General features: G+C 55.5%; 12 protein-coding genes. 2 read left to right on the forward strand and 10 right to left on the reverse strand.

The window, feature by feature from the left end; translation table 11 throughout:
* Nucleotides 1–23 precede the first annotated feature (23 nt).
* From ABGT88_RS06140 to ABGT88_RS06185, 10 genes are all read right to left on the reverse strand, one after another.
* Nucleotides 24–662: a LolA-like putative outer membrane lipoprotein chaperone gene (locus ABGT88_RS06140; RefSeq protein ID WP_346701016.1), complete on the reverse strand. Its 639-nt coding sequence runs from the start codon at nt 660–662 to the stop codon at nt 24–26.
* Nucleotides 659–3,232 (reverse strand): DNA translocase FtsK, encoded by a 2,574-nt coding sequence (locus ABGT88_RS06145; RefSeq protein ID WP_346701018.1) that lies wholly within the window; start codon nt 3,230–3,232, stop codon nt 659–661. The genes ABGT88_RS06140 and ABGT88_RS06145 overlap by 4 nt, the downstream gene beginning before the upstream one ends.
* 385 nt (nt 3,233–3,617) lie before the next feature.
* On the reverse strand, nt 3,618–5,081 hold the full coding sequence (locus tag ABGT88_RS06150; RefSeq protein WP_258326980.1) for a TrkH family potassium uptake protein: 1,464 nt from the start codon (nt 5,079–5,081) through the stop codon (nt 3,618–3,620).
* An 11-nt stretch (nt 5,082–5,092) separates the two neighbouring features.
* Nucleotides 5,093–6,427: a Trk system potassium transporter TrkA gene (trkA, locus tag ABGT88_RS06155; RefSeq protein WP_087407770.1), complete on the reverse strand. Its 1,335-nt coding sequence runs from the start codon at nt 6,425–6,427 to the stop codon at nt 5,093–5,095.
* Between the two features lie 26 nt (nt 6,428–6,453).
* Nucleotides 6,454–8,349: a 1-deoxy-D-xylulose-5-phosphate synthase gene (gene dxs, locus ABGT88_RS06160; RefSeq protein ID WP_346701020.1), complete on the reverse strand. Its 1,896-nt coding sequence runs from the start codon at nt 8,347–8,349 to the stop codon at nt 6,454–6,456.
* 27 nt (nt 8,350–8,376) lie between these two features.
* Entirely contained in the window at nt 8,377–8,556 is a 180-nt protein-coding gene (locus ABGT88_RS06165) for a hypothetical protein (RefSeq protein ID WP_087407659.1), read from the reverse strand.
* Nucleotides 8,557–8,825: 269 nt separating this feature from the next.
* Complete coding sequence (locus tag ABGT88_RS06170; protein ID WP_346701022.1) at nt 8,826–9,599, reverse strand: prephenate dehydrogenase/arogenate dehydrogenase family protein; 774 nt, start codon at nt 9,597–9,599, stop codon at nt 8,826–8,828.
* Nucleotides 9,600–9,646: 47 nt separating this feature from the next.
* On the reverse strand, nt 9,647–10,711 hold the full coding sequence (locus tag ABGT88_RS06175; protein WP_346701024.1) for a bifunctional 3-deoxy-7-phosphoheptulonate synthase/chorismate mutase type II: 1,065 nt from the start codon (nt 10,709–10,711) through the stop codon (nt 9,647–9,649).
* Between the two features lie 13 nt (nt 10,712–10,724).
* Nucleotides 10,725–11,909: an aminotransferase class I/II-fold pyridoxal phosphate-dependent enzyme gene (locus ABGT88_RS06180; RefSeq protein ID WP_346701026.1), complete on the reverse strand. Its 1,185-nt coding sequence runs from the start codon at nt 11,907–11,909 to the stop codon at nt 10,725–10,727.
* Nucleotides 11,884–12,729, reverse strand: a complete 846-nt coding sequence (locus ABGT88_RS06185; RefSeq protein WP_087407769.1) for a prephenate dehydratase — start codon at nt 12,727–12,729, stop codon at nt 11,884–11,886. The genes ABGT88_RS06180 and ABGT88_RS06185 overlap by 26 nt, the downstream gene beginning before the upstream one ends.
* A 473-nt stretch (nt 12,730–13,202) precedes the next feature.
* Here ABGT88_RS06185 and ABGT88_RS06190 point away from each other — a divergent pair, with 473 nt between their 5' ends.
* A complete protein-coding gene (locus tag ABGT88_RS06190; RefSeq protein ID WP_087407655.1) occupies nt 13,203–13,664 on the forward strand; it encodes a hypothetical protein in 462 nt (153 codons plus the stop codon).
* Between the two features lie 203 nt (nt 13,665–13,867).
* Complete coding sequence (tig, locus tag ABGT88_RS06195) at nt 13,868–15,229, forward strand: trigger factor (RefSeq protein ID WP_087407654.1); 1,362 nt, start codon at nt 13,868–13,870, stop codon at nt 15,227–15,229.
* Nucleotides 15,230–15,257 lie beyond the last annotated feature (28 nt).

Raw genomic sequence — 15,257 nt, forward strand, 5'->3', positions numbered from 1 at the left:
AGTTTTATTTCGTTTTTAAGTGATTAGCGTAAATCGATGACTTCGGCCTTGGGGTATTGTTTCTTGTCGAAAACAAAGGTGGCATCGGAAAAGTTCTGCCCGGTGACCAGTCGCGACAGGGCGATGGTGCTGTGCGTGCGGTCGCTGTAATAGATCTGGAACGACTGGGGCATCCAGTTCGATGCGTTTACGGTGAGTACCACCCGGTCTATCTGGGTTCCCTTCTTCTTGGGGGTAAGCTCGGCCACCCGTTGCTGGCTGTTCTTGGCCTTCAAGGCCTTGACGTTGAAATTCTGCTTGTAGGTGGTGATGAGCGTGTAGGGGTTGATCGAGGCAATTTCGGCCGGGGTGGGTTCGGTAAGGTTCACCTCTTCGGAGGCTTTTACATAGGCCCATTGCAGTTGGCCGTTGTACCAGACGGTCATGGCGGGGGTTGTCCAGTAGAACTTGTCGCCCGACAGTTTTATGGTGCCCGACTGTTTGTCGACCGGTTCGTTCAGGGCGTTGTATACGGTGAGGGTAAACGCAGCCGACAGGTCGCCCGAGCAGCGTATTTTTTCGACCACCCGGTCGAGTGCGGCGGTGCCGTTTTGAGCCTGTGCCACCTGGGCATTGGCCAGGAGCAGAGTAGCGCAGAAAAGAAGGATGCGACTTAGTTTCATTTCATTAGGTCTAATTTGTTTTCAAGAGCCATGATGTCCGAGATTAACACCTGACGGGGTTTGCCGCCTTCGCTCGGGCCCACGATACCGGCGGCTTCGAGTTGGTCCATCAGTCGGCCGGCCCGGTTGTAGCCGATGGAGTATCGCCGTTGCAGCGACGAGGTAGAGGCTTGTCCCGATACGACAATCATCTTGGCGGCCTCTTCGAAGAGGGGGTCGCGGTTGCTCATGTCGGCCCCGCTGCCCGAGTCGCTGTTTTCGTTTTTGTATTCGGGCAGTTCGTAGGCTTCGGGGTATCCCTGTTGATGGCTGATGTATTCGCAGATACGTTTCACCTCGGGGGTGTCGATGAAGGCGCATTGGATACGCTTCAGTTCGCCGCCTTCGGTGAAGAGCATGTCGCCCCGGCCGATAAGCTGATTGGCACCCGGAGCGTCGAGGATGGTGCGCGAGTCGACCATCTGCATCACGCGGAAGGCGATACGGGCCGGGAAGTTGGCCTTGATATTACCCGTGATGACGGTTGTCGAGGGCCGCTGGGTGGCGATGACCATGTGTATACCCACGGCCCGGGCCTTCTGGGCGATACGGGCGATAGGCATCTCGACGTCGCGTCCGGCCATCATGATGAGGTCGGCAAACTCGTCGATGACCACCACGATATAGGGCATGAACTTGTGTCCGTTGTTGGGGTTGAGCCGGCGGTGGATAAACTCGTCGTTATACTCCTTGATGGTTCGCACGTTGGCCTTGGCCAACAGGGCATACCGGTTGTCCATTTCGATGCAGAGCGAGTTGAGGGTGGCGATGACCTTGTCGCTGTCGGTGATGACCGCCTTCTCGGCATCGGGCAGTTTGGCCATGAAGTGTTTCTCGATGACCGAATAGATGCTGAACTCGACCATCTTGGGGTCGACCAGTACGAATTTGAGTTGGGCCGGGTGTTTCTTGTAGAGCAGCGAGGTGATGATGGCGTTGAGGCCTACCGATTTACCTTGTCCTGTCGCACCGGCTACCAGGATGTGGGGCATCTTGCAGAGGTCGGCAATGAACACCTCGTTGGTGATGCTTTTCCCCAGAGCCAGCGGCAGGTCGTATTTGCACTCCTGGAACTTGCGCGAGGCAAGTACCGAGTACATCGATACCATCTTGGGCTCCTTGTTGGGCACCTCGATACCCACGGTACCCTTGCCGGGAATGGGGGCGATGATGCGGATACCCAGTGCCGAGAGGCTGAGGGCAATATCGTTTTCGAGATTCTTGATGCGGGCAATGCGCACGCCGGCCTCGGGCTTGATTTCGTAGAGGGTGACGGTGGGGCCCACGGTGGCGGTGATGGAACTGATGCCGATGTTGTAGTTTTTCAGCGTCTCGGTGATGAGCTTCTTGTTGGCCGCCTGCTCCTCCATGTTTATCTCAACCTCGCTGCTCTCGCGCTTGTCGAGCAGGTCGAAGGTGGGGCGCTTGTAATGCGAGAGGTCTTTGGTGGGGTCGTAGTCCTCGAGGGGCGGAGCCTGGGTGGTCATCTCGTCGGTCTCGGCCGTTTCGATGACAAACGAGGGGTCGCCGGTGTCGATGGTGAGGCGCTTGGTCTCCTCGTGGTCGTGGGGTGCAGGCTCTTCCAGTTCGTCGGGCGAGGGGAGTGGCTCTACCAGATCGTCGGGGTATCCGGCCGTGATGTCGTCCATTTCGGAGGCCGCGAGAGTATCCTCTGGTTTGATGTCCGTTTGGGACATTTTATCGGGCGTCGGTTCCGTTTGAGCAGTTTCGGGTACGGTATCCTCATCCTCCGGGGTTACGGTTGTCTCTTTTTCGTCATCCTCTTTTTCGGGTTTGTCGTGGTCTCCGCTGTTGGCCCACTGGTCGGCTTTCTTCCGAATCGACTGGATGGCCCGGCCGGTAAGGTTGACCGATGAGGCGCGACGTATGTAGTCGATGGTCTTGTAGCTGAGGTGTACCAGCAAGATGATGGCGAGCGCCGCAATAAAGAGCGCGGTACCCCAGGGACCTATCCAGGCGTTGAGCCATTGGGTGGCGTAGTAGCCGTGGTATCCGCCCAGGTAGAGGAAGGTGCCCTGGTAGCTGTGCAGAAAGATAAAGCCGAAGAAGAGCGACAGGACGATGATGGAGAGGGCGCACGTGATGGTGAACCGTATCATGCGGGTGTGCGATACCCGAATGAAGCGGCGCCCTACCACATAGAGCCACAGCGCTACGATGAAGGCCGAGATGCCCATCCAGCGGTTGATCATGAGGTTGGAGAGGTAGGCTCCGAATGCTCCGGTCCAGTTTTGTATGTCGTTGCTTACCGACGAGAGTTCTCCAATCGAGAGATTTTCGATTTTGCTCTGGTCTACACTACCGGTGAACAGAAACGAAATAAACGATATGGTCAGGTAAATCGAGAAGATGATGAGAATCACCCCGATGATGAAGTTGACACGCTCGTTCTTGAACAATCCCTTGTGAGGTTTCTTCTCTTCTTGTGGTGCTTCCTGAGGAGTCTCTTGAGGTGCACTCTCTTCGGGTTGTGTCGGTTTTATTGGGTTTTCTTCTTGGTTCTTGGGCATATTGGGAATAGCTGATATATGATTGAAACAAATTGTTACAAAGGTAGTGAAAGGTGAAAGCAGAGACAAACGAAAATGAAATTTTCAAGTTTGGCTATGCTGAACCGCCTCCTATCTTCTACAAAGGTAGTGAAAGGCGAAGGCAGAGACAAACGAAAATGAAGTTTTCAAGTTTGGCTGTGCTGAACCGCCTCCTATCTTCTACAAAGGTAGTGAAAGGCGAAGGCAGAGACAAACGAAAATGAAGTTTTCAAGTTTGGCTGTGCTGAACCGCCTCCTGTATTCGTGTAGCAAAGATAGGCAAAGTCGTATGTAAAAACAGAGCATGAGCCGATATTTTTACACGAAATCCCCTCTTGGTGGAGCTGACGAGAGTGTGCCGGTCCTACGAGTTTTTCCAGAAATAGGAGGTAAAGAGGATGAGCACGGTGAACAGCTCGAGACGCCCGATGAGCATGATGAAAGAGAGGGTCCATTTGCCTATGTCGGGGATAAAGGCATAGTTCCCGACCGGTCCCGTGGCTCCGGCTCCCGGCCCGATGTTGCTCAGACACGAGAGGGTAGACCCGAAGGCCTCTTCGATCGAGAGCCCCAGTGCCGTCAGCACGATAGAGCCGGCAATGAGTACCATCACATAGACCAGGATGAAGGCCAGAATCTTGGAGACCACCTCGTGCGAAATGGCTTTGCCGTTGACCCGCACGGGCAGAATGGCGTTGGGGTGGATAACCCGGTAGAACTCGTTGCGGGTATTCTTGGCCAGCACTACCAGACGGTCTATCTTGGCACCGCCGCAGGTCGAGCCTGCACAAGCACCGAAGAACATGAGCAGCAGGAATACGGTAGTGAAGAAGGGTCCCCAGGCTACGTAATCGCCCACGGTGTATCCCGTGCTGGTGATGACGGTGACTACCTGGGCCAGCGATACCCGCACGGTCTCTTCGAACGAACTGTTTTGTCCCGTCACATAGAGTCCGGCTACCACTACGACCGTAGCTCCCACGACGATAACGGTATACCATTTGGTCTCTTCGTTGGAGAAGAGTCGCTTCACGTCGCCGGTGACGGCCCGGTATACCAGGGCGAAGTTGATACCGGCCACAAAGGTAAATATCGTGATGACATAGTCGATATAGGCCGAGTGCCAGTGGTTGAGGCTGGCCTGCTTGGTCGAGAATCCACCCGTGGCCATGGTGCTGAAGGCGTGGCAGATGGCGTCGAACGGCTTCATGGGACCTACGCACAGCAACAGGCACAGGATGGCGGTGAGCGATATGTATACGTACCACAGCTTTTTGGAGGTCTCGCCAATCTTCGGTTTCAGTTTCTCGTGTGAAATGCCGGTCACCTCCGAGTTGAACAGAATCAGGCCGCCCTGGTGGTTGAGCATGGGCAGTATGGCGACGGTCAAGAGGATGATACCCATACCGCCGATAAGATGGGTGAAGCTGCGCCAGAACAGAATGCCGTGGGGCAGGGCTTCGACGTTGGGAATAATCGAGGCTCCGGTTGTCGTCAGCCCCGAAACGGTTTCGAAAAAGGCATCGGCTACACTCAGAGAGTTGGGCATAAAGCAGAAGGGCAACATGCCGAAGAGGGTGAAGAAGAGCCAGATGGAGGTGACAATCAGGTAACTTTCGCGTTTGCCCACTTCGTTGCGGGCATTCCGGAAGAAGTAGAACAGCGCACCTCCCGTGATGGCCGTTATCCCTATCGACAACAGGAAGGCCATGGCGTCGCCTTCGCCATAGATGAGGGCAACGATATAGGGCGCGAGCATGAGGATGGCCTCCAGACAGAGCAGCATCCCGATAAATTTCAGTATGACACGAACATTGATTTTGGCCATAGTCTCTCTCGTTAATTAAACAGCTTGTCTATTTTGTGCAGGGCCGTGTCGAGACAGAAGATGACGACGTGGTCGTTGGGCTGTATCCAGGTGTTACCGGTCACCACCATACCGTGACCGTTGCGCACCAGACCACCGATGGTCAGGTCCGACGGCAGTTTCAGGTCTTTGACCGGCGCTTTGGTAATCTTGGAGTTCTCTTTGGCGACGAGCTCCATCACTTCGGCATCCGACAGGGCCAGACATTTGGCGTTCGACGAGTCTTCGTCGAGCAGCAACTGGAAGATGCGGCTGGCCGCCAGCAGCTTCTTGTTGATGATGTTGCCGATGTTCAGCCGCTCGGCCGTCGAGATGAATTGCAGGTTCTCGACCTCGGCGATGGTCTTCTGCACTCCCAGCTCTTTGGCGGTGAGGCAGGCCAGAATGTTGGTCTCGGAGCTGTCGGTGAGGGCAATGAAGGCATCCATGTCGCGTATGCCCTCCTCCTTGAGCAGGTCCACGTTGCGGCCGTCGCCCTGGATGATGATGACATCGTGCATGCGCTCGGCCAGCTTGTAGCTCTTCTGGCGGTCGCATTCGATGAGCTTGATGTCCATGTCGTCGGGGGCATAGCTCGAGATGCGTATGGCAATGCGACTGCCGCCCATAATCATGATTTTGTGGATTTCGGCTTCGCTTTCGCCTGCGAGCTGTCGTATCTCCCCGATGTGGTTGGGCGTGGTGGTGAAGTAGGCGATGTCGCCCACCTTTATCTCGTCGTTACCACGTGGGATAATGGTTTCGTGTATGCGCTTGATGGCCGCAATGTGAAACTGGCTGTCGGCTGTGGTGACTTCGTAGAGTTTCTTGTTCAGAATCTTGGCGTTGTCGTGCAGCTTCACGCTCAAGACGATGAGCTCGCCGTTGCACAGCTCGAACCAGTTGCGGGTCCAGGTGTGTCGCAGGGCGGTGATTACCTCCTCGGCCGCCAGCTTTTCGGGATAGATGAGTTCGTTTACCCCCAGGCTGTCGAAGAAGGCTTTGTTCTCGGGCAGCAGATATTCGTAGTTGTCGACCCGGGCCAGCGTCTTCTTGGCTCCCAGTTTCGAGGCCATGGTGCAAGCCATGATGTTGCGGGTCTCGAACGGCATGACGGCGATAAACAGGTCGGCCTGGTGCACCTTGGCCTGTTTCAGGGTCATAAAGGCGGTGGGGTTTCCCACAATCGTCATCAGGTTGTAGTTGGCGTCGAGTTCTCTTAGCTTTTCTTCGTCGTTGTCGATCAGGATAATGTCCTGTTCTTCCCGGGAGAGCAGTTTGGCCAGGTGGGTTCCCACCTCTCCGGCTCCGGCGATGATGATTTTCATAATGTATACCCTTTGTATCTTTATATTCAATTACCCATGAGGGTCGCGTAAATACTCTCTTCGTCGATGCCGCACAGCTGGTGCAACTCTTTGACGGAGCCCTGAGCGATAAACCGGTCGGGAATGCCCATCCGTTTGATGCGGGGCGTGTAACCGTGGTCGGCCATGAATTCCAGCACGGCACTCCCGAATCCGCCGGTGATGCTCCCGTCTTCCAGGGTGATGACTCTCTTGTATTTCTGGCCTACCTCGTGGAGTATCTCCTCGTCGAGGGGCTTGACAAAAATCATGTCGTAGAGGGCTGCCTTCACGCCCGCTTCGCGTGCCCGTTGCACGGCGTGCAGGGCATCGACCCCGATGGGGCCCACGCAGAGCACGGCTATGTCGTCGCCTTCGCATAGCTGGCGACCTTTGCCGATGGGCAGCTCGTGCATGGGGCAGCGCCAGTCGACCTGGCTGCCGCTGCCGCGCGGATAGCGTATGGCAAAGGGCCCGTTGTTGCGCAGTTGCGCCGTGTACATGAGGTGGCGCAGGTAGTGCTCGTCCATGGGGGCGGCGATGGTCATGTTGGGGATGCAGCGCAGGTAGCACAGGTCGAATACCCCGTGGTGCGTCACCCCGTCTTCACCCACCAGTCCGGCCCGGTCGATGCAGAAGGTGACGGGCAGTTTCTGTATAGCCACGTCGTGTATCACCTCGTCGAATGCGCGTTGCAGGAAGGTGGAGTAGATGCTGCAGAAGGGTTGCAGCCCCTCTTTGGCCAGTCCGGCGGCGAAGGTGACGGCATGCTCTTCGGAGATGCCCACATCGAACGACCGCTGGGGAAAGCGCTCCATCATGAAACACGACGAGCTGCCTGTGGGCATGGCCGGTGTGATGACGGTAATCTTGTCGTTCTGCTCGGCCAGCTCGACCAGCGTGTGGCCGAATACGTCCTGAAACTTGGGGGGCTTGTTGCCCTCGGGCTCGCTTTTGCGTTGGCCCGTAGCGGGGTCGAAACAGCCGGGAGCGTGCCAGATGGTAGGCTCTTTTTCGGCCGGAGCATACCCCTTGCCCTTGATGGTGCGCAGGTGCAGTATCTTAGGCCCCGTCATATCCTTGATGTCGTTCAGTTTGTTGACGATATTGATAACGTTGTGGCCGTCGATGGGTCCGAAATAGCGTATGTCGAGCCCCTCGAATATGTTTTGCTGTTTGGTGATGAGCGCCTTCAGACTGTTGTTGAAGCGCAGTATCGCGCCGCGGTGCTCCTCGTCGATGAGGTTGAACCGCCGCAGGGTGCGGTAGGCGTCGTAACGCAGCCGGTTGTACCCCCGCGAGGTGGTGATGTTTACCAGATATTCGTTCAATCCGCCCACGTTATGGTCGATGGCCATATCGTTGTCGTTGAGGATGATGAGCAGGTTGTTGGGGTTAATCGAGGCGTTGTTCAGTCCCTCGAAGGCCAGCCCGCCGGCAATGGAGGCATCGCCGATGACGGCAATCACCTTGCGCTCCTTCTCCTCGTGTTTCAGCCGGGTGGCGATGGCCATACCCAGCGCGGCCGATATGGAGTTGGAGGCATGGCCGGCGATGAAGGCGTCGTATTCGCTCTCGGCCGGATTGGGGAAACCGCTCAGCCCGTTCAGTTTGCGGCAGGTGTCGAACCGCTCGCGGCGGCCGGTCAGTATCTTGTGCCCGTAGGCCTGATGCCCCACGTCCCATACGATGCGGTCGTAAGGGGTGTCGAATACGTAGTGCAGGGCTACGGTCAGCTCGACGGCCCCCATGCTCGACCCGAAGTGTCCCGGGTTGTGGGCCAGCGAGCCGATGAGGAAACGGCGTATCTCGGCACACACCTCGGGCAGTTTCTCGACCGGCAGTTTGCGCAGGTCGGCAGGGAAGTTTATCTGTTTGAGTAGTTCTATGTTATCGGGTTCCATTTTCAACTATTTTATCGACTTGGCGGCTCATTGGTTGTTGCTCTCTCGTTTCCATTGTTTGTAGAGGGGCACGAATACGATGATTCCCGAGGCTATGATGGCAAACAGCACTTGCCCATCAATACCTTTCGCCCAAATCAATGTCACGGCACAAAAAAGCCATAGCAGTGCGATACACGAAATGCGGAACACATTATATTTTCTCATATCAAAAAATCCTGTTTTTTCAGTGTATGGGTATCGACCTCCTGAGTCAACCTACAAATATAGATATTCTTTTGCAAGAAAAGAAAATATTATACCAAAATCGCGGAGTAAATAAAAGATGATATTTTATAAATATAAGATAATCAATCGATTGATGACTTTTCTCAAGCGGGCGTCGAAAGGGTGAAAAACAAAAGATAGCGTACCGCCGGGGAGGGTGGCACGCTATCTCGATGGGGTGTTGCCGGGTGTGGCGGCGACGGGAGTCTTCACTCGATGTTTTTCCGTACCCGGGTGAGGTACTCTTTCATGCGGTCGGTATCTTTCTGTTCGACGATGTCGAGCAGGACCGAGAGTTGCTCCTGTATCTGCCGCACCTGCTGCGGGGTGTTGGGGTTGAAGAGTATCTCGGTGAGCAGGTAGTCGTCTTCCGAGAGCAGGCCGCGGGCAATGTCCATGTGCTTCTTGAAGGTGGTACCCGGGGCATCCTGGTGCTTCATGATCGAGGCGAATACCAGGGTCGAGGTGAAGGGTATCGACAGGGAGTAGGCGATGGTCTCGTCGTGCTCGCGGAACGAATATTCGAATATGTTGAGCCGCAACCGCTGGTAGATGTCCTTGAAAAAGACTTTGCCCAGGTGGTCGCCCTCGGTGATGATGATGGCGTGCTGCGTGCTCAGGTCGCTCAGGTTGGCAAAGGTGGGGCCGAACATGGGGTGGGTCGATACGAACGGGTGTCCCGCCCGGGCGTAGAACTCGGGCAGACCGGTCTTGACCGAGGCGATGTCGGACAGGATGGTGCGGGCCGGCAGGTAGGGGAGCACCGACTCGAACGCCTCGATGGTGTACTTGACCGTGGCGGCGTTGATGACCAGGTCGGGGGCAAACTCGCCTATCTCTTCGGGGCGGGTCATGCGCAGGGTGTTGAAGGCGAATCGAAGCCGTTGCGGGTCGACGTCGTAGAGGGCGACTTCGTGGTCGAAGCTGAGTACGTCGGCAAAGAACGACCCCATTTTGCCGGCTCCGAGAATAACGATTTTCATAGACAATGCGACAACTTGTAATCTTATTGCTAAGTGGTAATCTCCTTTTATTTATTGATAATCTCCATTTGCTGGTGTACCGACTCCTCGTGAATGGCCTGCATGATCTCTTTCATGAAGTCGGCTCCCATGCCCAGCTCCACGGCCTCGGCCATGCGCTTTTGCAGAATCTCGTCGTAGCGGCTGGTCTGCAAAACGGGCATGCTGTGCTCCTTTTTGTATTGGCCGATTTCGCGCGAAACCCGCATGCGCTTGGCCAGCAGTTCGAGCAGTTGGTGGTCGAGCTGGTCTATCTGGCTGCGCAGCTCCGAGAGGTTCTCGGTGGTTTGGGTGGTCTCGCGAATCACCAGCATGTTCAGGATGTAGTGGAGGGCGTCGGGGGTCACCTGCTGGTTCTTGTCGCTCCAGGCGCAGTCGGGGTCGCAGTGCGACTCGACGATGAGTCCGTCGAAACCCAGGTCCATGGCCTGCTGGCACAACGGGGCCACCAGTTCGCGCTTGCCCCCGATGTGGCTGGGGTCGCAGAAGATGGGCAGGTTGGGCAGGCGGCGGCGCAACTCGATGGGAATGTGCCACTGGGGCAGATTGCGGTAGAGGTGCTTGTCGTAGCTGCTGAAGCCGCGGTGTATAACAGCCAGCCGATGCAGGCCGGCGTTGTAGATGCGCTCGACGGCGCCAATCCACAGCTCGAGGTCGGGGTTCACGGGGTTCTTGATGAGTACGGGAATATCGACCCCCTTCAGGGCGTCGGCAATCTCCTGTACGGCAAAGGGGTTGGCCGTGGTGCGGGCTCCGATCCACAGGATGTCGATGCCGTGCTTGAGGGCTTCGAACACGTGTCGCTCGGTGGCCACCTCGGTGGCGGTGTACATGCCGGTCTCCTCTTTCACCCGTTTGAGCCAGTTCAGGCCCTCTACGCCCACGCCTTCGAAACCTCCCGGTTTGGTGCGGGGTTTCCATATCCCGGCGCGGAATATCTTGATGCCTTGCCCGGCCAGTTGGCGGGCGGTGTTCATTACCTGTTCTTCGGTCTCGGCACTGCAGGGACCGGCTATGATGACGGGACGCTTGAGGTCGACCCCGGGAAGTGTAATCGGTTGTAAGTCGTTCATAACAAATAGTATTTTAGGATTTCATTTTTTCGATACGTTGTAAAGCTTCTTTCATTCGCTCTTCGGGGGCGCAGAGCGAAATGCGCAGGTAGCGGTTGCCCCCGCTGCCGAAGATGAACCCCGGGGTGATGAATACGCGGGCGTCGTAGAGCACGCGGTCGGCCAGCGATTCGGCGTCGCGGGCCTCGTCGGGGATGCGCCCCCACAGGAACAGCCCCACTTGCGAGGGGTCGTAGCTGCAGTCGAGCGCCTGCATGATTTGCTCGGCAACGGTCCGTCGCGAGCGGTAGACCCGGTTTACCTCGGCATACCATTCGGGACCGCACGAGAGTGCCTTGATGGCCGCGCTCTGCAAGGGGCGGAACATGCCCGAGTCGATGTTGCTCTTCACCCGCAATATCCACTCGACAAACTGCGGGTTCGAGGCCAGCATGCCGATGCGCCAGCCGGCCATGTTGTGCGACTTGCTCAGCGAGTTCATCTCGATGCAGCACTCGCGGGCGCCGGGTATCGACAGCAGGCTGAGGGGCCGGTCGTTGAGGATGAAGCTGTAGGGGTTGTCGTTGACGATGACGATGCCGTGACGCCGGCCAAACTCGACCAGGCGGGTAAACAGCTCGACCGAGGCGTTGGCGCCGGTAGGCATGTTGGGGTAGTTGACCCACATGAGTTTGATGCGGTCGAGCGGCAGCGACTCGAGCTGATTGAAGTCGGGTTGCCACCCGTTCTGCTCGTCGAGGTCGTAGGTGAAGATTTCGGCTTCGGCCAGCCGGCTCACCGAGCTGTAAGTGGGGTAGCCGGGGTTGGGTACCAACACCCCGTCGCCGGGGTTGAGGAAGGCAAGGCTGATGTGCAGGATGCCCTCTTTCGAACCGATGAGCGGCTGTATTTCGCGCTGGGGGTCGAGCTCTACGTCATACCAGCGGGCATACCAGTCGGCAAAGGCCTGCCGCAGTGCGGGAATGCCCACGTAGGGCTGGTAGCTGTGGGTGTCGGGGCGCCGGCTCTCGGAGCAGAGCGCCTCGATGGTATCGGCGTGGGGAGGCCGGTCGGGACCCCCGATGCCCAGGCTGATGATGTCGAGTCCTTGGGCATTGAGCCCGGCAATCTCTTTGAGCTTGCGCGAGAAGTAGTATTCGCTCACCTGGTTTACCCGGTGGGCGGGCCGTATGTCAAAGGGGTTTGTCAAATTCTGCATATTCTCCGAGTATTTTGAAGTTCTTGGTCAACGGCCGTATGGCGTCGAGCGATTGTTTGTAGCGGGTGAAGTTGTCGAACGTGAGGTCGATGTAAAACCGGTATTCCCACTCTCGCCCGATGATGGGCATGGATTGTATTTTCGACAGGTTGATGTCGTAGAAGGAGAGGATGGTGAGCACCTTCGACAGGCTGCCTTGCGTGTGGGGCAGGCTGAAGACGAGCGACGCCTTGTTGATGCGCTTGCCGGCGGTGAGCCAGTCGCTGTAAAGCGGGTCGGCCACGACCAGGAACCGGGTGAAGTTGCGCTTGTTGGTCTCGATGCCCTCGGCCAGGATGTTCAGACCGTAGATTTGGGCCGCCAGCCGGCCGCAGATGGCGGCATGCCCCGTGAGGTGGTGCTGGGCTATCTCCTGGGCGCTGCCCGCCGTGTCGTCCTTTTCGACGAGTTTCATGCGCGGGTGGGTCTTGAGAAACTCGCCGCACTGCATCAGGGCCATGGGGTGCGAGTTTACCTCGCGTATGTCGTCGAGGGTCTCGCCCGGCAGAGCGGCCAGTACGTGCGAGATGCGCAACTTGTATTCCCCCACGATGTTCAGATTGCTCTTGCGCAGCAACTCGTGGTTTTGCAGCAGGCTGCCGGCGATGGTATTCTCGATGGCGATGATGCCCAGCAGGGAGTGGTCGAGTGCCATGCGGTCGAACATCTCGGCAAAGGTGGCACAAGCGACGGTCTCGATTTCCTCCTCGCCGAAGTAGGCGCGGGCGGCGGCTTCGTGGTAACAGCCGGCTATGCCTTGTATGGTGACTCTCTTCTTCATAGGTCGAAAATAAAAAAAATCCCGTTCGGTGGTTGAACGGGATTTTACTATACGTGTCGTTGTTCTGTTTTACATTCTCTTAATTGCATAAAACCCCGTTTTTATTTTGGCGAAAATAAAAATAAAAGTAAAAGTAATATGCAAAATCAAAGTTCTTCATCGTTTCTCTGTTGCGAGTTTGATGTTGCAAATGTAATGAAATCATTTTTGATTCCAAACAAATCGCTATAAATTTTTGAATAAAACGATATTTTTTTTATTCTTTTCGAATCGTAGCCGTCACGATGATTGTGCGGGCATATATAAGAAATAAGAAAAATTTGATATGGAGTCGATGCCGATACTTGCTTTTTTCACTACCTTTGTGTGAAAGATAGAAGGCATTAGGGCCAAGTCGGGTGGGGGAGAGTCTCTCTTTCTCTTCGATTCGGAGGGCTGTTGCCGACTGTCGCAACTTAACGAATAGAATGATTATGGACGCTTCGGAAGAAAAACTTTTCTCGACCCTGTGCGATACCCTTTGTGCAGCGGTAGAGAAGGCCCGTGCAGAGGCCCTGTCGCTCACCGACATGTATGTGCAGGTGAAGTATGACGAACAACTCTTTACCGTCTTCGACGACGGTGACGGCGTGCTGGCCCAGTCGACCATCGATGAGCTCGACGAGTGGCGCACGGCTCACGATGGCGACCAGCTGGATGCAGCCTTGATAGCCTTTTTGAGAAAGGTACTGGCCGATGAGCGGGTGAGCCAGGCTATTCACTCGCTGGATGTTATTTCGCCCTTCTCGGTGGTGCTGGTCAATGCCGACATGGAGCCGGTGGCCGACCTCATTACCATCGACGACGAGAATATCTATCTGCACGACGATTTCTGGGAAAAGATGGACAAGGAACTCGACGATTTCTTCGACCAGCTGATGGCCGATACCAAGTAGAACCTCTGTCCCCGACCGACCGGAAGGGGGGAAGGGGCACCCTCGGAGCCCCTCGTTTGTCGGTTCCGAAAAAAGAAAAAATTTAATAATAATTTGATTATCGAAAGATAAGCACTAATTTTGCGCTCTCAAAATTTGCACGCTTTTTGTAGGCAATAGAGAGTAAAAACAGTAAAGAGTCTAATTTAATAAAATTCATAAGAATGAACGTTTCACATCAAAACACCGACAACCTGAACGCTGTGATTTCGATTGAAATATCGAAAGCCGATTATCAGGACAAAGTTGATAAATCTCTTCGCGCCTACGGGCAGAAAGCCAATATTCCCGGTTTCAGAAAGGGGAAAGTACCCTTCAGCATCCTCACGAAGATGTTTGGCAAATCGGTACGGGTAGAGGAGATCAACCGTTTGGTTTCAGAGGCTTTGTACAATTATATCCGCGATAACAAACTCAACATTCTGGGCGAGCCCATGACGGCCGAAGACATGACGGTCGACCTGGATGCTCAGGACGATTTCACCTTCCGTTTTGATGTGGCTCTGGCCCCCGAACTGAATGTGAAGGTAGACAAGTCGATTTCGGTTCCCTACTACACGATTACGGTCGACGACGATATGGTAAAACGTCAGGACGAATCGTTCCGTGCCCGCTTCGGCAAACAGGTTTCGGTAGACGAGTCGACCGACGAGAAAGACCTCATCAAGGGTTCGATGGTCGAGCTCTCGAGCGACGGCACTCCCCTCGAAGGCGGCATCACGGTAGAGAGCACAATCGTTTCGCCCAACTACTTCAAGAGCGACGACGAGAAGGCCAAGTTTGCCGGCGTGAAGAAGGGCGACAAAGTGGTATTCAACCCCTCGAAGAGCTGCAACGCTTCGGTAGCCGAACTGGCTTCGATGCTCAATACCGACAAGGAGAAGGCTGCCAATGTGACATCCGACTTCGAAATGACAGTGACAGATATTACCCACCTGCAACCCGCCGAGTTGAATCAGGAGTTCTTCGACAGCATCTTCGGTAAGGATACCGTGAAGACCGAGGAAGAGTACCTGGCCAAAATCCGCGAGATGATTGCCCACCAGCTGGTTCCCGAGAGCGACTACCGCTTCTCGCTCGATTCGCGTGCTGCCATCGAAAAAGCCGTAGGCGACTTCGAATTGCCCGACGCATTCCTCAAACGCTGGTTGCTCGCTACCGACAAGGAGCGCAAGGCCGAGACCATCGACGACGACTACTCGCGCATGGTACCCGACTTGAAGTGGCAACTGATCAAGGAGCAAATCGTAAAACAATTCGATATTCATGTCGACGACAACGACCTGAAGGCTATGGCCAAACGTGTAGCCGCCAGCCAGTTTGCCCAATACGGCATGACCGGTGTGCCCGACGATGTACTCGAGCGCTACGGCAACGAGATGCTCTCGAACAAGGATACCCGTTCGCGTCTCATCAACCAGGCTACCGAGATGAAGATTCAAACGGCTATCAAGGAATCGGTAACCCTCAACCACAAAGAGGTATCGATGGAGAATTTCCAGAAGCTGTTCGAAACTGCAGAATAAGACCAGTCGATAGTAATTCGATATAAAT

Origin of the sequence: Barnesiella sp. An22 (assembly GCF_963931395.1) — a bacterium.
Classification (GTDB): Bacteria; Bacteroidota; Bacteroidia; order Bacteroidales; family Barnesiellaceae; genus Barnesiella; species Barnesiella merdigallinarum.